Source organism: Streptomyces sp. MAI_2237 (genome assembly GCF_054189285.1).
The window spans coordinates 86,303-106,181 of the sequence record NZ_JAJPGQ010000002.1 but is presented as its reverse complement, the minus strand read 5'-3'; the positions used below and the strand labels follow the sequence as shown (position 1 = coordinate 106,181).

The window sequence follows — 19,879 nt, the reverse complement described above, 5'->3', positions numbered from 1 at the left end:
GTCCGTGTACGGCGGACGAGACTACTGCCCCAGCGACAGCACCAGCAGGCAGACCGTCGCCGCCGTCTCGGCCAGCCCGCCGAACACATCGCCGGTCACCCCGCCGAAACGGCGCGTGCAGTGCCGCAGCAGGAGTTCGGCCGCGGCGAGCGCGAGGAGCACCGCGACCGCCGTACGCACCGCGTCGTACGTCCCGAGCAGCGCCCCCGCGGCCGCGGCCGCCACGGTCACGGCGGCCGCCACCGCCGCCGCGCCCCGCACCGGCACGACGCCCGCGACCGCCGCGCCCAGCCCCTCCGGGCGGGCGGCCGGCACCCCGGCCCGCGCCGCCAGGGTGAGCGCCAGCCGCGCCGCGACCGCCGAGACGACGGCGGACAGCGCACCGCGCCCCCACGAGCCGCCGTACGCCTGGGCCAGCGCGGCCACCTGGGCCAGCAGCACGAACACGAGGGTGACCACTCCGAACGGCCCGATGTCCGACCGCTTCATGATGCGCAGCGCGTCCTCGGCGGGCTTCCCGCTGCCCAGACCGTCCGCGGTGTCCGCGAGACCGTCGAGGTGCAGCCCCCGGGTCAGTACGGCCGGTACGGCGGCGGAGGCGACGGCGGCGAGCAGCGCCCCCGCGCCGAGCGCCAGCAGCAGGAGGCCGGCCAGGGCCGCGCAGCCGCCGACGACCAGCCCGGCCACCGGGGCGCACAGCATGCCGGCGCGGGCCGCCTCGCGGTCCCAGCGGGTCACCCTCACCGGCAGCACGGTGAGGGTGCCGAAGGCGAAGCGGAGGCCGTCGAGGGGTGGGGTCTTGGGCACCGGCGCAGGTTACCCGGCGGTCGGGAGAGCGGCCGAGGCACCTGCGAATAAAGTGCGCGTATGGGACATTGGTTGCAACGCAACATCATCGAGCCGGGCAAACTGCCGCTGCTGCTCGCGCTCACCGCGTTCGTGCTGACGTTCCTGATCACCCGGGTCGTCACCCGCCTCATCCGGGCGGGCAAGGGGCCCTTCGGCAACGTCAAGGCGGGCGGGCTGCACATCCACCACGTGGTCCCCGGGGTCGTGCTCACGATCGTCGGCGGCTTCGGCGCGGTCGCCAGCGGCCGGCACGGCTTCGGGACGGGAGCCTTCGCGGTGCTCTTCGGCATGGGGGCCGGGCTGGTCCTCGACGAGTTCGCGCTGATCCTGCACCTCGACGACGTCTACTGGACCGAGGAGGGCCGCAAGAGCGTCGAGGTCGTGGTCCTCACGGCGGCCCTCGTCGGACTGGTCCTCGCCGGCTTCTCGCCGTTCGGGGTCAACGACATGAGCCAGCAGGAACTGCACGACCGCGGCGGTGTCATCTCGACGGTCGCCGTCAACTTCCTGTTCGCGCTGGGCGTCCTCAGCAAGGGCAAGACCCGGATGGCGATCTTCAGCGTGATCGTGCCGGTCGTCGGCCTGATCGGCCTGGTCCGCCTCGCCCGCCCCGGCTCCCCCTGGGCCCGCCGCTTCTACCGCCGCCGCCCCAAGGCCCGGGCCCGGGCCACGCTGCGTGCCTACCGCCACGACCGCCGCTGGGCGGGCCCCCGGCGCAGACTCCAGGACCTGATCGGCGGAAAGCCCGACCCCCAGGCCCTGCCGCCGCACTGACGGAGGGGCGTGTCAGCGCCTGGCGCGAGCGGACACCGGGAGCGGAGCCGACCGGTGCGGGTCGGGGTCGGGGGAGTAGGCGCCCGGAACCGCCAGGCGCCCCGGGCGACGGTGTGGGGACCGTCGAAGCCGCGAGACGGCGATCAGCACCACCACCGCGAAGATCGCCGCGAGGTGCTCCTTGCCGGCGAGGTTGCCCTTGAGCAGCACCTCCACCGCCATCGCAGCGGTCACCGTGCCGGCCGTCCAGCGGGCGCCGTAGCGCCAGCCGACGTACACGGCGAGGCCCACCACGGCCGCCGACGGGCCGGTGTCCACGACGCGGGCGTCCGACGCGGGCAGGCCCAGCAGGCTGTCGAAGCCCAGCCGGATGCCCAGGCGGGCGTACAGCGTCCCGGTGAGGGTCGCGGCGTACGCGAGGGCGAGGGTGCGCGGACGGCCGAGGCAGATCTCCGCGACGCCGAACACGAAGAGGATCTGGATCAGGGCGCCCCACACGGGAAGATCCGGCGCCGGCACGAACAGCGACAGCGGAGTGCGCAGCAGGGCCGGCCAGAGCGGGTCCTCGGCCCGGACGCCCCCGAGGCGCTGCACCGGCCCGTACCCCCAGGACTGGTTCTGCACCACCTGCACGAGCGCCGTCAGCGCCATCGCCGCGAGGGTCATCGGGATCGCCCGCAGACGCCGCCGGACCAGCGCGTCGCGCACCATGACGTACAGGAGCACCCATTCGGCACGGGCCCAGCGGGCGAGCCTGTTCATCCGGATGGCCCCCATCTGTCCGCTTACAGTGCTTATCTGTATGTTTCCAGATGTTTGCGATGCATCCACTTCGGCAGGCCCGGCGCCTCCAGAAAGCCCTCGGCCCGCGCGGACGCGATGCCGATGCGCAGCAGGTCCGCGCTCTTCTCGAAGAGCAGGAAGCGCGGCTCCCAGATCGGCCGGTACTTGGCGTTGGCGCGGTACAGCGACTCGATCTGCCACCAGCGCGAGAAGAAGCTGAGCAGCGACCGCCACAGCCGCAGCACCGGCCCGGCGCCCAGGCGCGCACCGCGTTCGAAGACCGAGCGGAACATCGCGAAGTTCAGCGAGACCTGGGTGACCCCGATCTCCCCGGCCCGGCGCAGCAGTTCGAGGACCATGAACTCCATCAGTCCGTTGTCGGAGTCCCGGTCGCGCCGCATGAGGTCGAGGGAGAGCCCGTGCGGCCCCCACGGCACGAAGGAGAGCAGGGCCCGCAACTCCCCGTCGCCGTCGGTGCACTCGAGCATCACGCACCGCCCGTCCTCGGGGTCCCCGAGCCGCCCGAGCGCCATGCTGAAGCCGCGCTCGGTCGCCCCGTCACGCCAGTCGTCGGCCCGCTCGAGCAGGCACGCCATCTCGGCGGCCGGAATGTCCTCGTGCCGCCGCATGCGGACGCTGTACCCGGCCCGCTTCACCCGGTTGTAGGCCTGCCGCACGGTCCGCATGGCCCGCCCCTCCAGGGTGAAGTCGGCGACCTCGACCAGGGCCTCGTCCCCGAGCTCGAGCGCGTCCAGCCCGTGCCGCGCGTACACGCACCCGGCCTCCTCGCTCGCGCCCATCACGGCGGGGATCCACCCGTGCGCGCGGGCCTCGGCCAGCCAGGGCTCGATGGCGCCGGGCCACGCCTCGGGATCACCGATCGGGTCCCCGGAGGCCAGCGAGACGCCGCCCACCACCCGGTAGGCCACGGCCGCCTTCCCGCTCGGCGACCAGACCACGCTCTTCTCCCGGCGCAGCGAGAAGTACCCGAGCGAGTCCCGCTCACCGTGCCGGTCGAGCAGTTCCCGCAGCCGCTTCTCGTCGTCCTCGGTGAGCGGGTCGACGGCACGCCGGGAGCGGAAGGCGGCGTAGAGGACGGCGAGGACGAGGACGGTGCTGAGCACGTTGATGGCGACGTTCACCCAGTTCGGGACGTCGACCCCGGGGAAGCGGGACTCGTCCACGGCGACGGAGATCAGCCGGAACGTGCCGTAGTGCCAGCGCTCGAGGAACGTCGAACGCGCCGCGTCCGGCGCCTGGTTGGTGACCGTCACCAGCAGCCCGGCGAGCAGGGAGGCGACCAGGGTGCCGCCGACGGCCACGGCGGCGGCCAGCTTCGGGTTCGACCGGTCGCCCTTGGCGTAGAACTCCTTGCGCCCCACCAGCAGCGCGGCCACGAAGGCGGCGGTGAGGGCCAGGGAGATCCAGTTCTGGGCGTACTGGCGGATCTCGGCGAAGGTCAGGGCGAACGAGAACAGCGCCAGGAACGGCCCGGCCAGCGCCAGGTTGAGGATCCAGGCGGCCCGCTTGCGGCGCCGCATGGTGATGGCGAGGAACGCGGTGAAGACACCGGAGGCGAAGCCGGCGGTCAGCAGGTACGGCGTGAAGAAGTTCTCCTGGTTGTGCCGCCGCACGTCCTGCCCCAGGGAGACCCACACGGCGCTGAGGAAGTTGACGAACGCGACGACCCGCAGGTACCAGACGGCGAAAGCGGCTGCCCGCCGCGAGGCAATTCGGGCATCTCCCATGGATGAGGATCATATGGGGGATGCCCGCCACAATCGTCCAACCTTGGTCTGCGACGGCACAACTTTCGGCTGCTCCCGCACCCACTTCCGGCATGGTGGCGCCGCGTTCCCGGCCCGCCGCGACGGCCCCGTCCGCGACGGCGTGTTCCGGCGGTGCCGAACCGGGCGCGGCTGCTACTCCGCTCCCTCTTCCGCCTTCTCCGGCTCCGCCGCGGCCTCGGGCCGCTCCGGCAGCTCCGCCGCCAGCGCCGCCGCGGCCTGGACCAGGGGCAGCGCCAGCAGCGCGCCCGTTCCCTCGCCCACGGTCACCCCGTGCGCCAGCAGCGGCTCCAGCGCCATCCGGTCCAGCGCCTTGGCCTGTCCCGGCTCCCCGCTGTCGTGCGCGGCCAGCCACCAGTCCGGCGCCCGGAACGCCACCCGCTGCGCCACCAGCGCGCACGCGGCCACCACGACCCCGTCCAGGATCACCGGCAGCTTGCGCACCGCGCTCTGCAGCAGGAACCCGGTGATCGCCGCGAGGTCGGCCCCGCCCACCGTCGCCAGCAGCTGCAGCTGGTCCCCGAGCACCGGCCGGGCCCGCCGCAGCGCGTCCCGGATCGCGGCGCACTTGCGCATCCACGCCAGGTCGTCGATCGCCTCGCCGCCCCGCCCGGTCACCACCGAGGCGTCGGTCCCGCACAGCGCCGCGACCAGCACGCCCGCCGGCGTCGTCCCGCCCACGCTGACATCGCCGAGCACCACCAGGTCCGTACTGGAGTCCGCCTCCTCGTCGGCCACGGCGATCCCCGCCCGGAAGGCCGCCTCGGCCTCCTCCAGGGTCAGCGCGTCCTCGATGTCGATCCGTCCGCTGCCCCGCCGCACCCGGTGCCGGACCACCTCGTCGGGCAGGGACCCGGGGTCGCAGTCGAGCGCCATGTCGACGATCCGCACCGGCACGCCGAGCCGCCGGGCCAGCACCGACACCGGCCGGCCGCCCTCCAGGATGTCCCGCACCAGCCGGTCGGCACCGCCCGCCGGCCGCGCCGAGACGCCCAGTTCGGCGATCCCGTGGTCACCGGCGAAGAGCACCACCCGCGGCCGTTCGATCGGCCGCACCGGCACCGCGGACTGCGCCGCGGACAGCCACTCACCCAGGTCGTCGAGGCGGCCCAGCGACCCGGGCGGCACGATCTGACGCTCCCGGCGCGCCTCGGCGTCGCGCCGCACCCCGCCGTCGGGGCGCTCGATCAGATCGGTGAAGTCGTCGAGATTAAGCGAGCTCATTCGCCGAACAGTACCGGCACCGGTCGAACAGGGCGGCGCCACATGGCCACCACGAGCCGCTGACGTCGTTGCCCCCCGCATCGGGATCCCCTACGTTCCCTGTTGTGTCCCATTTATGGGCAATTGCCGCACGTCTTCGGGAGCTGCCATGAACCGCCTCCGCACCCGCGTCAGCGACCTCGACCGGCAACGACGCCACCGCTCCACGGCCCGCGCCGTCTTCAGGCTCCGCCCCGAACCGGAGAGCTGGCTGGACATCGGCACGGGCGAGGCGCACTTCCCCGACACCGCACGGGAGCTGTTCCCCTACACGGCCTTCGACGGCGTCGACCCCGACCCCCGCGTCCTGTGGGCGCGCGCGGTGGAGCGCCTGGAGGAGGCGTACGTCGGCACCCTGACGGACCCTCAGGTGGCGATGCCCCTGCGGGCCCGCTACGACGTCGTCACCCTGCTCCGCGCCCCGGACTCCCGCGAGGAACTCCACGCGGCCCTCACGCCCCTGCGCCCCGCGGGCCTGCTCCTCCTGGAGACCCCGCACCCGCGGAGCGAAGCCCTGCGCGCCGAACTGGAGGCGCACGGCTGCCTGATCCTCGCGACGACCCGGCTGGTCCTGGACCGCTTCGCCACCAACGCCCACCGCCTGATCGCCCGCGGCCCTTCCCCCAGCCCCTGAACCACAGCGCCCGGGGAAGGCGCCGGGACCCAGTTCCTGAACCGCAGCGTCCGGGGAAGGCGCCGGGACCCCGCCCCTCATCCCCGCAGTACCACCGCCTGCCCGGCCACCGCCTGCTCGCCCGCGGCCCTTCCCCCAGCCCCTGAACCGCAGCGTCCGGGGAAGGCGCCGGGACCCAGCCCCTGAACCACAGCGCCCGGGGAAGGCGCCGAGACCCGGCCCCTCATCCCCGCAGCACCACCGCCTGCCCGGCCACCACCAGTACCACCTGCTCGCACTCACCCGCGAACGCCGCGTTGAGCCGCCCCAGTTCGTCGCGGTAGCGCCGCCCCGACGCCGTCGCGGGCACGATCCCGGACCCCACCTCGTTCGACACGGCGACCACGGTCCGCCGCGCACCGCGCACCGCCTCCACCAACTCCCGCACCCGCTGCCGCAGGTCCCGCTCGCCGGCGTCCGCCCACACCGCGTCGTCCCACGCCCCGACGGCGTCCATCGCGTCCGTCAGCCACAGCGACAGACAGTCGATGAGCAACGGAGGCCCGTCCTGCGCCAGCAGCGGCACCAGGTCGCACGTCTCCGTCGTACGCCACGAACCCGGCCGCCGCTCCCGGTGCGCGGCGACCCGCGACGCCCACTCGGAGTCCCCGCCGCGCGTCCCGCCGGTCGCCACGTACAGCACGTCCGGGAACGCCTCCAGCCGCCGCTCGGCCTCCACCGACTTGCCCGAACGCGCCCCGCCCAGCACCAGCGTCCGCCGCGGCACGTCGGGCACGTTCTCGTACACCCCCACCGTCAGCGTCGCCCCGTCCGGCACGGCCCGCGCCCCCGCCGCCGCGAGCCGCCGCACCGACTCGGCGCCGGGCGGCACGTCGTGGTCGAGGTGCACGGCGACGACGTCCGTGGCCGGGCCGACGGCGCCGGCCGCGCGCAGCCTGGCCAGCGCGTCCGGCCGGCCCACGACATCGGCCAGCACCATGTCGTACGACTCCGCCGCCCCGTTCTCCAGCCCGGCAGGCGACCCGCCGGGCGGCAGATACAGCAGTCGCTGCCCCTCGGGCCCGGTCACCGCGTACCCGGTCCCCGGCGCGTCCATGGCCACCGCCCGCACCCGATGCCCCGTCAGCAGCGTCGACTCCCGCCCGTCCGGCACCCGCACCGGCTGCGGCAGGCCCGCCGGCACCTCCACCGGCGGCCCGTCGTGCGGATGCGACAGCAGCACCTGCCGTACCCCGCCGAGCGAATGTCCGGCCCGGGCGGCGGCGAACGCGGCACCGGGCGTCAGGTCGAGCAGCAGCATCCCGTCCACCAGCACGGCGGTGGCCGCCCGCGCGTTCTCGCCGAGGGCCACCGCGCAGGCGGCACACGGGCAGTTCGGGCGGGGGAGTCCCGCGGGGGCACCGGTACCGAGCAACGTCACTTCCACAGAAGTGATTTTCGCGTGTCTGCGCAGGTGCTGCCCATCCGACTAGTCTTCTGACCGGAGCCGGACCAAGATCCGGCTTCTGCTTTGCAGGTGATCGGAGACGGGAGGCGTACATGGTGGCATGGACGTGGCGGTTCGAGAAGGCCGACGGCGGGGAGGTCCAGCCCGCGGTGCAGCCCGAGGAGTTCACCACGCAGGGAGACGCCGAGTCCTGGATCGGGGAGCATTGGAAGGCGCTCCTTGAGGGCGGCGCGGACCAGGTCCGGCTGTTCGAGGACTCCACGGAGATCTACGGCCCGATGAACCTGCACTCCGCGGAGGCCTAGGCCGACGCGGGCAGGGGGCGGCCCGCTCGTCGCCGACGGCCGCCCCCTGCCGTCACTGCTCGCCCAGGGTGACGTCGGCCGTCTTCCGGCCTCCGTTCCGGGTGAACGTCACCGACGTGCTGTCTCCCGGTTTCTGCGCCGCCAGCGCCTCGGTCAGGGACGTGATGGTGGTGATGGCCGTGTCACCGAGCTTGACGATGACGTCCCCCGGCTCGATCCCGGCCTTGTCGGCCGCCCCGCCCTTCTTCACGTCGACCACGGCGACCCCCGTGGGCTGAAGACCGTCGTTCACGACCGTCCGGCCCGTGATGCCGAGCGCGGCCCGGCCCGAGTCGGTGACCTTGCCGCTCTTGATGATCTGGTCGGCGACCGTCTTCACCATCGAGGCGGGGATGGCGAACCCGATGCCGGGCGCCGCGCTGCCGAAGCTCGGGTCCACCGCGGCCAGCGTCGGGATGCCGATGACCTTGCTGTTCAGGTCGACCAGGGCGCCACCGCTGTTGCCGGGGTTGATGGCCGCGGACGTCTGCACCATGTTGGCGATCGTGACGCCGCTGCCCTCGCTGACGGTCCGCCCGGTCGCCGAGACGATGCCCTGCGTGACGCTGGACGACAGCCCGAGCGGCGAGCCCATCGCCAGCGTGATCTGTCCGACCTGCACCTTTGAGGAGTCCGCGAACGCGGCCGCCCGCAGCCCGCTGGGCACCGTGTCCAGCTTGACGACGGCGAGATCCTGGTCCGGGTAGGCGTAGACGAGATGCGCCGTGAGCGTGGCTTCGCTGTGCGCGGTGGTCACCTTGAAGCTCTTGCCGTCACCGACCACGTGCGCGTTGGTGACGATGTGCCCCTTGTCGTCGTACACGACGCCCGACCCCAGATCGCCCGCGGCCTGGATCTGCACCACCGACGGCAGCACGTCCTTGATCACCCGCTGGTAGTCGTTCTGCAGATCACTGCCGGACTTCCGTACGACGGCCGGCGCGGCCTGTGTGCTCGACGCCTGCCGCCCGCCGCCGGACGAACCGCCGCCGGAGCACCCGCCGAGCAGCACCAGAACGGCGAGCGGGCCGAGCAGACGAAGGGCGCGGACACGGGTGGTCTCCATGCGCCGAGTCTCTCCAGAGAGTGAACGTCCGGCCCGTGCTGCACACCCGAACGGGTTCAGTCACGCACTCCGCACAGGTGCAGCAGCGCCGCCACCCGGCGGTAGGGGTCGGTCCGGCCGGCCCGCTCCTCCACCGCCAGCAGCATCTCCACGTCGGCCGGTGGCTCCGCGTCGTCCGCGGCCGTGTCGGTGAACACCCGCACGCCGTACCAGGTGTGCAGCGGTGCCCCGATCCCGGCGAGCGTCGCCGTCAGGGTCTCCAGCCGGTCGGCCCGCACGTCCAGCCCCAGCCGGTTGCGGTACGCCACGGTGTCGAAGGCGGCCAGCGCCCCGCCCCAGTCGCCGTACAGCCCCGGCCGCATCGCCAGCGCGTCGGCGTTGCGCACGAGCAGCGACAGCAGCCCGCCGTGGGCCAGCATCCGCGCCACCCCCGCCAGCAGCGCGTCCGGCTCCTCCACGTACATCAGCACGCCGTGGCACAGCACGACGTCGAAGCTGCCCGGCAGGAAGTGCACCCCGGTGTCCCGGCCGTCGCCCTCGATGATCCGCACCCGCTCCCGGATGCCCTCCGGCTCGGCGGCCAGCGCGGCCCGGGCGGCCGCGACCATCGTGGCGTCCTGCTCCAGTCCGGTCACCTGATGCCCGGCCCGGGCCAGGCGCAGCGCCTGGGTGCCCTGGCCCATCCCGACGTCGAGCACCCGCAGCCGCTGCCCGACGGGGAACCGCCCGGCTATCTGCTCGTCGAGCTGCCGGGCCACCAGCTCCTGCCGTACGACGTCACGCAGCCCGCCCAGCCTGCTGAGCCAGGCGTCGGCCGCACCCCCGGTGAACGCCTCCGTGCTCAGGGCCGCTCTCCGCGCTTGACCTGCGGCTTCGGCAGCCGGAGCCGGCGCATCTGCAGGGAGCGCATGAGGCCGTAGGCGACGGCGCCCTTGCGGTTGTGGTCGGGGAACCGCTCGCCGAGCGCCTTGCGGAGCCTGAAGCCGCTGACGAAGGAGTCGAGCACGATGAGGACGATCACGACCAGCCACAGCAGCAGCGCGATGTTCTGCAGCGAGGCCACCCGCACCACGCTGAGGACGAGGATGACCACGGCCATGGGCAGGAAGAACTCCGCCACGTTGAACCGCGAGTCGATCCAGTCGCGCGTGAACTTGCGGACCGGCCCCTTGTCACGGGCCGGAAGGTACCGCTCGTCGCCGCCGGCCAGCGCCTGGCGCTGCCGCTCCAGCGCGGCACGACGGTCCTCGCGCTGGCGCTTGGCGGCGTCCTTGCGCGACGTCGACGTGTTGGCCACGCTGCGGCGCTGCGACTGGGCCTCGCTGCGCTTGGGCGTGGGGCGGCCCTTGGGGGCCTGCGGATCACGGGTCTGCTTGGAGTCGGTCACGGCCGCCTTGTCGGCGGGGGCCTTCTCATCCTTGGCACGGCTACGGAACACAAAACCCAAGGGTACGGGGTGCCCGGGGTTGGACCCCAGCCCCGCGGGGAACGATCCGGCAACGCCAGTCGTCATGTAAGGGACAGAGGGGGCCGTTTCCCCAGGGGGACACCTACTCCCTACGCCGGAGCGGGAGGGGAAGCAGTCGTCCTTGGGGATGAGCGCATCCGTCCCCGAACAGTGCGTCAATGGATGCAGGGCCCGTACTGTGGGTTCTGTCGCAGAGCTGGAGCTGGAAGTCCGTCAGAAGGGGGCGCGCGAAGCCCATGAGCGGTGTCATGAAGCGTATGGGGATGATCTTCCGCGCGAAGGCGAACAAGGCCCTTGACCGGGCCGAGGACCCGCGCGAAACCCTCGATTACTCGTACCAGAAACAGCTGGAGCTGCTTCAGAAGGTCCGCCGGGGCGTCGCCGACGTGGCGACCTCGCGCAAGCGCCTGGAGCTCCAGCTCAACCAGTTGCAGCAGCAGTCGGGCAAGCTGGAGGACCAGGGCCGCAAGGCGCTCGCGCTGGGCCGCGAGGACCTGGCCCGCGAGGCACTGTCCCGCAAGTCCGCCCTCCAGCAGCAGGTGACGGACCTGGAGACGCAGCACGCCACGCTCCAGGGCGAGGAGGAGAAGCTCACCCTGGCGGCCCAGCGGCTGCAGGCCAAGGTCGACGCCTTCCGCACGAAGAAGGAGACCATCAAGGCCACGTACACCGCCGCCCAGGCCCAGACCCGCATCGGCGAGGCCTTCTCCGGCATCTCGGAGGAGATGGGCGACGTCGGCCTGGCGATCCAGCGCGCCGAGGACAAGACGGCACAGCTCCAGGCCCGCGCGGGCGCCATCGACGAACTGCTCGCCTCCGGCGCCCTGGACGACCCCACGGGCATGCACAAGGACGACATCGCCGCCGAGCTGGACCGGATCTCCGGTGGTACGGATGTAGAGCTGGAACTGCAGCGCATGAAGGCCGAGCTGGCCGGAGGCTCGCCCCAGCAGGCGATCGAACCCGGCACCGGCCAGTCGCAGTCCCAGCAGCAGCCGCAGGACACCCCGCGCTTCGACAAGCAGTAGGGGCCACATCCAGGAGGCCTACATGGGCGACATGGTCGTACGGATCATGGGGGAGGGCCAGGTGAGGCTGGCGGACAGCCACCTCACCGAGCTCAACACACTGGACGACGAGCTCCTGCGGGAAATGCAGAACGGCGACGGCCCGGGCTTCCGCGCCACCCTGCAGGCCCTGCTGTCCAAGGTCAGGGAGCTGGGCACCCCCTTGCCCGACGACTCCCTGGAACCCTCCGAACTGATCCTGCCGTCCCCGGACGCGACCCTGGAGGAAGTCCGGGAACTGCTGAGCGACGACGGCCTGATCCCGGGCTGAGGGTTCCGGGACTCAGCCCGTCCGGCGTTTGAGGACGAGGCCCGAAGGGCCGACAGCGGAGGCCTGGGGGTCGCAGGCCCCCAGAAGGACGGCACCCGGAGCTACGGCCACCTTCGGTTCCGGCCCGGAGCAGGCACCCGTACTGTTCAAGACGTGGGCACCCTGGAACGAACCCGATGCCGGCTGGCGGCGCACCCCCTCGCGCTGGACGCGGCCCTCGCGGCGGGCGTACTGGCCTGCATGATCGCCGGCTCCTTCGTCGACCCGCGCGGCGACAACGGCGTCAGCTGGGGCGTGCGCACCCCCGACCCGCTCGCCCTGGTCCTGATGACCCTCGGCGCCCTCGCCCTGGTCTTCCGCCGCCGCGCCCCCAGGACGGTCCTCGCCCTCACGGGCACCGTCTCCGCCGTCGAGTGCGTCGTCGGCGACCCCCGGGCCCCCGTCGCCATGTCCGCGGTCATCGCCCTCTTCACCGTCGCCTCCACCACCGACCGCCCCACCACCTGGCGCCTGGGCCTGCTCACCATGACCGTCCTGACCGGCGCCGCGATGCTCGGCGGGCCCCTGCCCTGGTACGCCCAGGAGAACCTGGCGATCTTCGCCTGGACCGGCATCGGCGCCACCGCCGGCGACGCCGTACGCAGCCGCAGAGCCGTCGTCCAGGCCATCCGCGACCGTGCCGAGCGGGCCGAACGCACCCGCGAGGAGGAGGCCCGCCGCCGGGTCGCCGAGGAGCGCCTCCGCATCGCCCGCGACCTGCACGACGTCGTCGCCCACCACATCGCCCTGGTCAACGTCCAGGCGGGTGTCGCCGCGCACGTCATGGACAAGCGGCCCGACCAGGCCAAGGAGGCCCTGGCCCACGTGCGTGAGGCGAGCCGCTCCGCGCTCAACGAACTGCGCGCCACCGTCGGCCTGCTGCGGCAGTCCGGCGACCCCGAGGCGCCCACCGAACCGGCCCCCGGCCTCGACCGCCTCGACGAACTCGTCGGCACCTTCCGCAGCGCCGGGCTGCATGTCGAGGTCGCCCGCGCCGACAACGGCACCACGCTCCCCGCGGCCGTCGACCTCGCCGCCTACCGCGTCATCCAGGAAGCCCTCACCAACGTCCGCAAGCACGCGGGCGGCGAAGCGAAGGCCGAGGTCAGCGTCGTCCGCGTGGGCCCCAACATCGAGATCACGGTCCTCGACAACGGCAGCGGGGAGGACCCGGACCCCTCCGAGGGCGGCGGCCACGGACTGCTCGGCATGCGCGAACGCGTCACCGCCCTGCGCGGCACCCTCACCACCGGCCCCCGGTACGGCGGCGGCTTCCGCGTCCATGCGATCCTGCCGGTCAAGACCCGTACCGCCGCCACCGGGGGAAGTGCATGACGATCCGTGTCCTGCTCGCCGACGACCAGGCCCTGCTGCGCAGCGCCTTCCGGGTGCTCGTCGACTCCGAGCCGGACATGGAGGTCGTCGGCGAGGCGTCCGACGGCGCGGAGGCGGTGCGGCTGGCCAAGGAGCAGCGGGCCGACGTCGTCCTCATGGACATCCGCATGCCCGGCACCGACGGGCTGGCCGCGACGCGCATGATCAGCACCGATCCGTCCCTCGCCCACGTCCGCATCGTCATCCTCACCACCTTCGAGGTCGACGACTACGTCGTGCAGTCGCTGCGCGCCGGGGCCTCCGGCTTCCTCGGCAAGGGCAGCGAGCCGGAGGAACTGCTCGCCGCCATCCGGGTCGCGGCCGGCGGCGAGGCGCTGCTCTCCCCGGCCGCCACGAAGGGCCTGATCGCCCGCTTCCTCGCGCAGGGCGGGCCGGGCGACGACGACCACGACCCGGCCCGCGCCGAACGCCTCGACGCCCTCACCGTCCGCGAACGCGAGGTCCTCGTCCAGGTCGCCGGCGGCCACTCCAACGACGAGATCGCCGACCGCCTGGAAGTAAGCCCGCTGACGGTCAAAACCCACGTCAACAGAGCCATGTCCAAACTGGGCGCCCGTGACCGGGCCCAACTGGTGGTCATCGCCTACGAGTCGGGCCTGGTACGCCCGAGGGCGGACTGAGCCCCCCGCTAGTCCTCAAGCAGGTCGGAGATGTACTCCCGGATCTGGGTCGGCAGATCTTGCAGATCGATATCTCGGATCTGTGAGATATGAGAGCCCTGAACATGGCCGCTCGACATGATTTCCAGGATGGCGTGCAGCTGAGCTTCCAAGGCCGCATGGTCCGTTTCGGCGGCCGCTGTCACGGCGAGGACAGTCGCCGTAGCGCCGGCCTCGGCAGCGGTGTAGGCGCTCACCCAGTCTGTGGCTTCGTCCGCGCCGCGCTCACGCACACGCGGCTCGGTATCGGTGATTTTCCGAACGAGATCCAGCAAGTCTGTCGCGTTCATTCAGCAAACCTGTCGCGGCCTAGTAGGGGAGCAAGAAGAGAATCGGCCAGGGAATATGAGTGGCGTTGGCGGCGTCCGGATTGTAGTGGGGGCTGTTCGGATTGTGAACGTTTCTGTGATGCAGACTGCCTGCTTCGTCTTGGTATTTCCCGCCTATGGATAGTCGATAGACGTCGCCGTTGGCGGCGTTCGAACCCGCAGGTGCGGTTCCGTCTTTGTCGTGGACGCGAAGCCGGACCGTGTTGCCTGTCACAGGATCCGTCCATTTGTACTCGACACCCTTCTGAGATCCTCCGTCGGGGTGCGGCGTGAGAACCCGCATTTCGGCATCGTCCGGGACGATGCCGAGGGGGTCCCGTCCTCTCAGGTCCCAGCCGCCGCCTTCGATGCGGGTCGTGCAGGGGCTGAGACCGAGAGGATCGCTCCACGTATGCGGATTGTCGACATACGTCGCGGGGTTGGGTGTGGGGGTGAGGCCGAGAGGGTCAGGAGTGGTGTAGCGGGCTGATTCTGGGTCGTAGTGGCGGAAGTAGTTGTAGTGGAGGCCCGTTTCCGGGTCGGCGTACTGGCCCGGGAAGCGGAGGGGGGTGGGGGTGTTGTGCCAGGTCGTGGTGCCCCACAGGGTGGTCCGGGCGTGCCCGGCGATCGTGCCGGCCTCGTCGACCAGCTCCGTGGGGGTGCCGACCAGGTCGGTGACGATCGCGTAGAAGCGGGAGTCGATCTCCTCCTGCGGCGCGTCCGGGAGGAGCCTGCGTTCGGTCTGCGTCAGGGGACGGAGGCCGTCGTGGTCCCAGGTGAGCGTCGAGGCGGGCTCGGTGGTGCCCGGGACGTGCGTGACCTGTTCGGCCAGTGTGGTGCCGTCCCAGGTGAAGTCCACCTGTTCCAGGACCGTCTCGCCGTCCGCGGCCACGCGTTGTTTGGCCGTGCGGCGGCCGAGCGGGTCGTAGCGGTAGCGCCAGGTCGTGCCGTCCGGGGTGACCACCGACGTGAGGCGGTCCTCGGCGTCCCAGGTGTAGCGCCAGGTGTCCGGCTTGCGGGACAGGCGCGTCTTCCGGCGCAGAGTGACGCGCCCCGCGGCATCGTGCTCGTAGCGGACGCCGCCCGCGCGGGTGATGCGCGTGCCCGTGTAGGCGCGCTCGCCCGTGGCCTCCTGGCCCGGCATGGAGGCCGGCCAGCTCGCGTGGGTCTGGTTGCCCGCGGCGTCGTAGGCGTAGGACTCCGTCCAGTCGGCCGCCCGGACCGCCGTGACCCGGCCGGCCGCGTCCAGGGTGAAACGGCGGCTGCCGTTCAGGTCGTCGTCGACGCCGATCAGGTGGCCGTCGGCCCGGTAGGTGTAGACACGGTGCTGCAGACGCCGGTCGGCCGGGCCGGTGAGTTCCTGTTTCGTCAGGCGGCCCAGCGGGTCGAAGCTGTGCTCCAGGGTGGCCAGTTCGCCGATGTGCCGGGTCACTTCGCGGCCGGCCGCGTCATGGGTGAAGGTCAGGGTGCGGCCGGCGGTGGTCAGCGCGGTGCGGTTGCCGGCCGCGTCGTACGACCACACGCTACTCGCCCCGGTCGGCGTCGTCCGGCTCGTGCGGCGGCCCAGAACGTCGTACGTGTGGGTGAGGGTGCGGCCGTCGACCGTCTCTGATGTCAGACGGCCTGTGTCGTCTCGCCGCAGCTCCAGCACCACATCCGGGCCGGCCGCCCGCGCCAGGCCGCCCGTCATGTCGTACGCGTACGTCGTGACCGTGCCCGCCGCGTCCTTGCGCACCACACGGCCCAGCACGTCCCGCTCGAAGCGGACGACCTCGCCGGAAGCCGTCGTGGTGGCGGTCAACCGGCCCGCCGCGTCATGGGCGTACGCCACCGCACGGTCGTCGAAGTCCGTCTCCGCGACCAGCCGGCCTGCCCGGTCGTACTCGTAACTCCACGTCAGACCCTGCGGATTGGTGACCTTCGTCAGGCGCAGTTCCGTGTCGTGGTCGAACTCGTACCGCACGCCGTCCGGGCCCGTGCGAGCCGACATCAGGTCGAAGTGCGTGTACTCGTACCGGGTGACCGCGCCCGACGGGTCGGTGTGGCTGGTGCAGTTGCCCTCGCCGTCGTACGTCCACGACTCGGTCGTGCCGTCCGGGGCGGTACGGCGGGACAGCCGGCCCTCGACCGTCCACTCCAGCCGGGTGACGGCCCCGAGCGGGTCGGTGATCGTCGTCGGGCGGCCGAAGGCGTCGCGTGCGTAGCGGGTGACCGCGCCCAGCGGGTCCGTGACCTCGAGCGGCAGGCCCGCCGCGTCGCAGCGGACCGTGGTTGTCGCGCCCAGCGCGTCCGTGATCGCCGCGAGGTTGCCCAGGGCGTCGTAGGTGAAGCGGGTCGTCGCACCGGAGGTGTCCGTCACCGCGGTGCGGTTGCCGAACTCGTCGAACCGCTGGCTGGTGTAGGTCCCGTCGGCGCCGCGGATCGAAACGGGCAGGCCGCGATCGTCGTAGCCGACGCTGGTGTAAGCGCCGTCCGGGCGTACGGCCATCACCACGCGGCCGGCGTCGTCCGAGGCGTGGCTCACCGTCCGGCCCAGTGGGTCCGTCTCCGTCAGCGGTCGGTCGTGCCGGTCGTACGTCGTGCGGGTGACGGCGCCGTCCGGGGCCGTCACCGCCACCACCTGCAGGTCACGGTTGACCTGGTAACGCGTGGTCTGCCCGAGGGAGTCGGTGGCCGAGACAGTTCGGTCACCGGTGTCCGGACCGGGGTCGCCGTAGACGAAGGTGTTGCGCAGGTGGCCGGCCTCGCCCGACTGGGAGACGCAGCGGTCCCGGTCGTCGTAGACGTACGTGTACGACGAGTCGTTGGTGTCCGTCCAGGCGGTGATCCGGCCCATGGCGTCGTTCGTGAACCGGGTCGGGATGCCGGAGGAGTTCGTGACCGTGGCGAGGTGGCCCTGAGCGTCGTAGCCGAAGCGGACCAGTTCGATGTCCTGGCCGCGGTCCGCCAGACGCAGAGCGGTGATGCGGTTCCCGGCGTGCTCGATGCCGAGGCGGTAGCCGGCCGAGTGGACGATCGCGGTCGGGGCGGCCCGGTCGTCGTACTCGAAGGAGAGCCACTGGCCCGACCGGTCGGAGATCTGGGCCAGGAGCGCGATGCCGTCGCCGTCGCCGCCCGGTGCGGCGAAGAACCAAGTGCGGCCCGAGGCCGGGTCGTCGACGGTGTAGTCGCCCCAGGCGTCGACCGTCAGCGGGTGGCCCTCGCCGGCCAGGGGCAGCACCGGAACACCCGGAGCCGGATGCGGGTAGGCGAGCAGCGAGCCGTCCTCGCGGACGAAGACGACGCCCTCGGCGTCGATCTCCAGCCGCTGGTCGGCCGTCGAGGTCCACGCCGGGCCGAACCAGCGGCCCGCCCGGTACGACGACTCGAACTGCCGGGTGAACAGCAGAGGCAGCTTGGCGGGGAGCGTCACGTCCGTCTGCGGCAGCGACACACGTCCGGTCGCCATGTCGACTGGGTCGCCGCCGAACACCTTGCACTTGATGCTCCGGGCGGTGTCCGCGAGCCGCTCGCTCACGCTCCGCCGTGCCGTCGCCGTCATGGCGTCCCTGGCGGCCGCCCGGCTGCTCGCCCCGATCGCGCCCCTCTCCAGCCCGCCGGCCCCCTTGCCGCCGATCAGATTGGAGATCAGGTACCCGCCCGCGTCGGCCGGATCGCTGCTCCAGCCGCTGCCCAGGATCGCCTTCGGCAGGCGCTCGGGGTGGGCGGCGGTGCCCACAAGACCGGCCAGCAGCATGTTGCTGTTCGCCATGAACTGGGCCGGGTGGGTGACGTTGTAGGGGTCCATGGGGTTGACCGAGCGGGCCAGCTTCACCGCGTCCACGCCGCCTCTGACGAGACCTCCCATGCCGTGCAGCATGTTGAGTTCGGTGCCGGCCAGGGCGTCCTTGGCGTCGGCGCCCATCCGGTCGGTGAACTCCGGCCTCGCCGGGGCCTGTTCCAGAGCGGCCGCGACCAGCCGCTGCGCGTCGCGGGCCGCGTCGGTGCGCTGACGGCGGGCCTCGGCCAGAATGCTCTCGGCCGTCGAGCGGCCCGCCGCTCCGGGGTCGGCGAACTCGCCCGGCTCGGTCGGCTTCTGCCCGGGGTCCTGCCCGGTCAGCGCCTTCGCGTTGTACTGCTCGGCCGCCTGGTTGTAGGCCCTGACGTCGGCGTCGTACGCGTCCGCCGCCTGCTTGCTGAGTCGCTGCGCATCCCGCCAGGCGTCGATCGCCAGCTGCGCCTGCTGCTGGGCCCAGCGCACCGTGCTCGCGTACGCCTCCAAGGCCTTGGCCGCTGTCTCGCAGGCGTCGGCCGCCGTCAGCCACTGCTTGGGGTGCGGCTCGAACTTCGCGCGGAAGGCGTCCGCGGCCTCGCCCCGCCAACTGCCGGCGTCCAGGGACCGCAGCCCCTGCCCGACGTTCTCGAACGCCCGGGAGAACTTCCCCAGATGACCTGCCCGCTCCTCCAGCGCCGCCGGACTGCCGTGGACCAGTTCCCTGGGATCCTCGGTCTCGCCCAGGCGCCGCTCGGCGACCTCGCCGCCCAGCCGGTTGTTCACGCCCTCGCCGAGGTCGCGCACCCCTTCGGCCATGCCGTCCGCGCCGAGGGCCGACAGGCCGTCCGCCGCCTGGTCCGTGCCCCAGTTGACGGCCTCGCCGACGCCCCGCTTCACACTGCCGGCGGCGCTCTCCAGACCGTCTCCGAGATCGTCGACGAAACCCCCGATGCCCATCAGCTCTCACCCTCGCCGGACTCCGGGCCGGCCGGAGGCGGCCCGCCCCACTGCCATTCGGTGCGCGGATCGAACAGCGCGTCCGGCGTCACCGTCGAGGTGTCCAGGTCCTTGCCCGTCTGCGCCCAGGCCGCCGCCACCTCCCGGTCGCCCTCGACGAAGGACCCCATGCTGTAGTCCGCGTTCACGGCGTCGGAGTAGTTGTTGTCCTCGAACGTCTGGGACCAGGAACGCTGCCGGGCCTGCTCCTCGGTCAGGTTCGGATTGCCCGCGGCAGCCGTCCACACGTTCTTCAGGAGGCCGGAGACGTACTGCTCCTGGTCGTGGTAGAGCCCCGCCGACAGGCCCAGGCCGTACGCGAAGTCGTTGGCGTCCTGCATCAGCGACCGCACGCCCCAGCTCCATCGTTCGCAGAAGTCCGCGAACACCTGCCGCAGGCTGCCGTCCCCCACTTCAAGACCGTCCAGCTCCAAGTCGTCGAAGCCGCGCCCGAGATTCGCCTCGACGTCGAAGCCCTGCGTCTTCAGTTCGTCCATCGCCTGGTCGATGCCCTTGGTGATCCGCTGAAGCGCCTCCGGATCGACCTGGTAGCCGCCGCCCTCGCTCACGCCGTCACCTCCGCGGCGTCCACGGCCACCTCGTCCGGAACGATTCCTCTCACCGGCGGCAGCACCATCCCCGCCGGGCTGCCCGCGTCCACCGCGATCCCGGCCGGCCCGCCCACCCGCGGGATCACCTGATCCAGCAACCGCGCCCCGAACACCGGCACTCGCTCGGGCACCGCCTCACCGCGCGCCCGCGCGAAACGCTCCAGGGCCGCGTCGTCGGTGAAGGCGAACAGCCAGCGGATTCCGCCGGCTTCGACCGACAGCACCGAGTCGTCCACGACCGGAACGAGCACCTCACTGCGCCGGAACCGCCCTACGGCCCGCCGCAGGTCCCCGGGCCGGGACGTCGCCGGATCCGCCGGCCGCGGTCGCAGTTCGTCGGCTTCCACTTCAGCCCCCGTAGTAC

The 19,879-nt window shown here is 72.4% G+C and carries 19 protein-coding genes; 7 read left to right on the top strand and 12 right to left on the bottom strand.

Annotated features, from left to right (window positions below; all coding sequences use genetic code 11):
• Positions 1-21 precede the first annotated feature (21 nt).
• Positions 22-807 carry an adenosylcobinamide-GDP ribazoletransferase gene (locus tag LN251_RS05300; RefSeq protein WP_458243337.1) on the bottom strand — a complete coding sequence of 262 codons (786 nt, stop codon included), beginning with the start codon at positions 805-807 and terminating at the stop codon, positions 22-24.
• 60 nt (positions 808-867) lie between these two features.
• On the opposite strand from LN251_RS05300, the gene LN251_RS05295 reads away from it, so the two are divergent.
• Positions 868-1,623 carry a hypothetical protein gene (locus tag LN251_RS05295; RefSeq protein ID WP_458243336.1) on the top strand — a complete coding sequence of 252 codons (756 nt, stop codon included), beginning with the start codon at positions 868-870 and terminating at the stop codon, positions 1,621-1,623.
• Positions 1,624-1,635: 12 nt separating this feature from the next.
• On the opposite strand, the gene LN251_RS05290 is transcribed toward LN251_RS05295, so the two are convergent.
• The 3 genes from LN251_RS05290 to cobT all read right to left on the bottom strand — a co-directional run bounded on the left by LN251_RS05290 (position 1,636) and on the right by cobT (position 5,417).
• A complete protein-coding gene (locus tag LN251_RS05290; RefSeq protein WP_458243335.1) occupies positions 1,636-2,385 on the bottom strand; it encodes a hypothetical protein in 750 nt (249 codons plus the stop codon).
• A 32-nt stretch (positions 2,386-2,417) separates the two neighbouring features.
• Complete coding sequence (locus LN251_RS05285; RefSeq protein ID WP_458243334.1) at positions 2,418-4,154, bottom strand: phosphatidylglycerol lysyltransferase domain-containing protein; 1,737 nt, start codon at positions 4,152-4,154, stop codon at positions 2,418-2,420.
• A gap of 174 nt (positions 4,155-4,328) precedes the next feature.
• Positions 4,329-5,417, bottom strand: coding sequence for a nicotinate-nucleotide--dimethylbenzimidazole phosphoribosyltransferase (gene cobT, locus LN251_RS05280; RefSeq protein WP_458243333.1), 1,089 nt, complete (start codon positions 5,415-5,417; stop codon positions 4,329-4,331).
• Positions 5,418-5,565: 148 nt separating this feature from the next.
• On the opposite strand from cobT, the gene LN251_RS05275 reads away from it, so the two are divergent.
• The gene (locus LN251_RS05275) at positions 5,566-6,090 is read left to right on the top strand and encodes a methyltransferase domain-containing protein (RefSeq protein ID WP_458243332.1); all 525 of its coding nucleotides are present in this window, start codon (positions 5,566-5,568) and stop codon (positions 6,088-6,090) included.
• 223 nt (positions 6,091-6,313) lie between these two features.
• On the opposite strand, the gene LN251_RS05270 is transcribed toward LN251_RS05275, so the two are convergent.
• Positions 6,314-7,516 (bottom strand): bifunctional adenosylcobinamide kinase/adenosylcobinamide-phosphate guanylyltransferase, encoded by a 1,203-nt coding sequence (locus LN251_RS05270; protein WP_458243331.1) that lies wholly within the window; start codon positions 7,514-7,516, stop codon positions 6,314-6,316.
• A gap of 113 nt (positions 7,517-7,629) precedes the next feature.
• Here LN251_RS05270 and LN251_RS05265 point away from each other — a divergent pair, with 113 nt between their 5' ends.
• A complete protein-coding gene (locus tag LN251_RS05265) occupies positions 7,630-7,842 on the top strand; it encodes a hypothetical protein (protein ID WP_058925761.1) in 213 nt (70 codons plus the stop codon).
• Positions 7,843-7,894: 52 nt separating this feature from the next.
• Here the strand turns inward: LN251_RS05265 and LN251_RS05260 are convergent, their stop codons facing one another.
• From LN251_RS05260 to LN251_RS05250, 3 genes are all read right to left on the bottom strand, one after another.
• Positions 7,895-8,947 carry a S1C family serine protease gene (locus LN251_RS05260; RefSeq protein WP_458243330.1) on the bottom strand — a complete coding sequence of 351 codons (1,053 nt, stop codon included), beginning with the start codon at positions 8,945-8,947 and terminating at the stop codon, positions 7,895-7,897.
• A 56-nt stretch (positions 8,948-9,003) separates the two neighbouring features.
• Positions 9,004-9,705 carry a class I SAM-dependent methyltransferase gene (locus LN251_RS05255; RefSeq protein WP_458243329.1) on the bottom strand — a complete coding sequence of 234 codons (702 nt, stop codon included), beginning with the start codon at positions 9,703-9,705 and terminating at the stop codon, positions 9,004-9,006.
• Between the two features lie 83 nt (positions 9,706-9,788).
• Positions 9,789-10,460, bottom strand: coding sequence for a DUF3043 domain-containing protein (locus LN251_RS05250; RefSeq protein WP_458243328.1), 672 nt, complete (start codon positions 10,458-10,460; stop codon positions 9,789-9,791).
• A 191-nt stretch (positions 10,461-10,651) separates the two neighbouring features.
• On the opposite strand from LN251_RS05250, the gene LN251_RS05245 reads away from it, so the two are divergent.
• The 4 genes from LN251_RS05245 (at position 10,652) to LN251_RS05230 (ending at position 13,807) form a co-directional block, all read left to right on the top strand.
• Complete coding sequence (locus LN251_RS05245) at positions 10,652-11,443, top strand: PspA/IM30 family protein (protein WP_458243327.1); 792 nt, start codon at positions 10,652-10,654, stop codon at positions 11,441-11,443.
• A 31-nt stretch (positions 11,444-11,474) separates the two neighbouring features.
• Positions 11,475-11,753 carry a PspA-associated protein PspAA gene (pspAA, locus tag LN251_RS05240; protein ID WP_058928463.1) on the top strand — a complete coding sequence of 93 codons (279 nt, stop codon included), beginning with the start codon at positions 11,475-11,477 and terminating at the stop codon, positions 11,751-11,753.
• A gap of 153 nt (positions 11,754-11,906) precedes the next feature.
• Positions 11,907-13,127 (top strand): sensor histidine kinase, encoded by a 1,221-nt coding sequence (locus LN251_RS05235; protein ID WP_403952890.1) that lies wholly within the window; start codon positions 11,907-11,909, stop codon positions 13,125-13,127.
• Complete coding sequence (locus LN251_RS05230) at positions 13,124-13,807, top strand: response regulator (RefSeq protein ID WP_458243326.1); 684 nt, start codon at positions 13,124-13,126, stop codon at positions 13,805-13,807. Before LN251_RS05235 ends, LN251_RS05230 begins: the two co-directional genes overlap by 4 nt.
• 8 nt (positions 13,808-13,815) lie before the next feature.
• Here LN251_RS05230 and LN251_RS05225 read toward each other — a convergent pair whose 3' ends face one another.
• From LN251_RS05225 to LN251_RS05210, 4 genes are read right to left on the bottom strand one after another with little or no spacing between them, the layout of a single operon-like run.
• Positions 13,816-14,136, bottom strand: a complete 321-nt coding sequence (locus LN251_RS05225; RefSeq protein ID WP_458243325.1) for a hypothetical protein — start codon at positions 14,134-14,136, stop codon at positions 13,816-13,818.
• 19 nt (positions 14,137-14,155) lie between these two features.
• Positions 14,156-18,865 (bottom strand): putative T7SS-secreted protein, encoded by a 4,710-nt coding sequence (locus LN251_RS05220; RefSeq protein ID WP_458243324.1) that lies wholly within the window; start codon positions 18,863-18,865, stop codon positions 14,156-14,158.
• Positions 18,865-19,473 carry a hypothetical protein gene (locus LN251_RS05215; protein WP_458243323.1) on the bottom strand — a complete coding sequence of 203 codons (609 nt, stop codon included), beginning with the start codon at positions 19,471-19,473 and terminating at the stop codon, positions 18,865-18,867. Before LN251_RS05215 ends, LN251_RS05220 begins: the two co-directional genes overlap by 1 nt.
• Positions 19,470-19,862 (bottom strand): SseB family protein, encoded by a 393-nt coding sequence (locus LN251_RS05210; protein WP_458243322.1) that lies wholly within the window; start codon positions 19,860-19,862, stop codon positions 19,470-19,472. The genes LN251_RS05215 and LN251_RS05210 overlap by 4 nt, the downstream gene beginning before the upstream one ends.
• Between the last annotated feature and the right edge of the window lie 17 nt (positions 19,863-19,879).

What these genes read in the sequence shown, in the direction of transcription:
- LN251_RS05295 (WP_458243336.1), top strand. Translation starts at nt 868, where the DNA reads ATGGGACATTGGTTGCAACGCAACATCATCGAGCCGGGCAAACTGCCG.
- LN251_RS05290 (WP_458243335.1), bottom strand. Translation starts at nt 2,385, where the DNA reads ATGAACAGGCTCGCCCGCTGGGCCCGTGCCGAATGGGTGCTCCTGTAC.
- LN251_RS05285 (WP_458243334.1), bottom strand. Translation starts at nt 4,154, where the DNA reads ATGGGAGATGCCCGAATTGCCTCGCGGCGGGCAGCCGCTTTCGCCGTC.
- cobT (WP_458243333.1), bottom strand. Translation starts at nt 5,417, where the DNA reads ATGAGCTCGCTTAATCTCGACGACTTCACCGATCTGATCGAGCGCCCC.
- LN251_RS05275 (WP_458243332.1), top strand. Translation starts at nt 5,566, where the DNA reads ATGAACCGCCTCCGCACCCGCGTCAGCGACCTCGACCGGCAACGACGC.
- LN251_RS05265 (WP_058925761.1), top strand. Translation starts at nt 7,630, where the DNA reads ATGGTGGCATGGACGTGGCGGTTCGAGAAGGCCGACGGCGGGGAGGTC.
- LN251_RS05260 (WP_458243330.1), bottom strand. Translation starts at nt 8,947, where the DNA reads ATGGAGACCACCCGTGTCCGCGCCCTTCGTCTGCTCGGCCCGCTCGCC.
- LN251_RS05250 (WP_458243328.1), bottom strand. Translation starts at nt 10,460, where the DNA reads ATGACGACTGGCGTTGCCGGATCGTTCCCCGCGGGGCTGGGGTCCAAC.
- LN251_RS05245 (WP_458243327.1), top strand. Translation starts at nt 10,652, where the DNA reads ATGAGCGGTGTCATGAAGCGTATGGGGATGATCTTCCGCGCGAAGGCG.
- pspAA (WP_058928463.1), top strand. Translation starts at nt 11,475, where the DNA reads ATGGTCGTACGGATCATGGGGGAGGGCCAGGTGAGGCTGGCGGACAGC.
- LN251_RS05230 (WP_458243326.1), top strand. Translation starts at nt 13,124, where the DNA reads ATGACGATCCGTGTCCTGCTCGCCGACGACCAGGCCCTGCTGCGCAGC.
- LN251_RS05225 (WP_458243325.1), bottom strand. Translation starts at nt 14,136, where the DNA reads ATGAACGCGACAGACTTGCTGGATCTCGTTCGGAAAATCACCGATACC.
- LN251_RS05220 (WP_458243324.1), bottom strand. Translation starts at nt 18,865, where the DNA reads ATGGGCATCGGGGGTTTCGTCGACGATCTCGGAGACGGTCTGGAGAGC.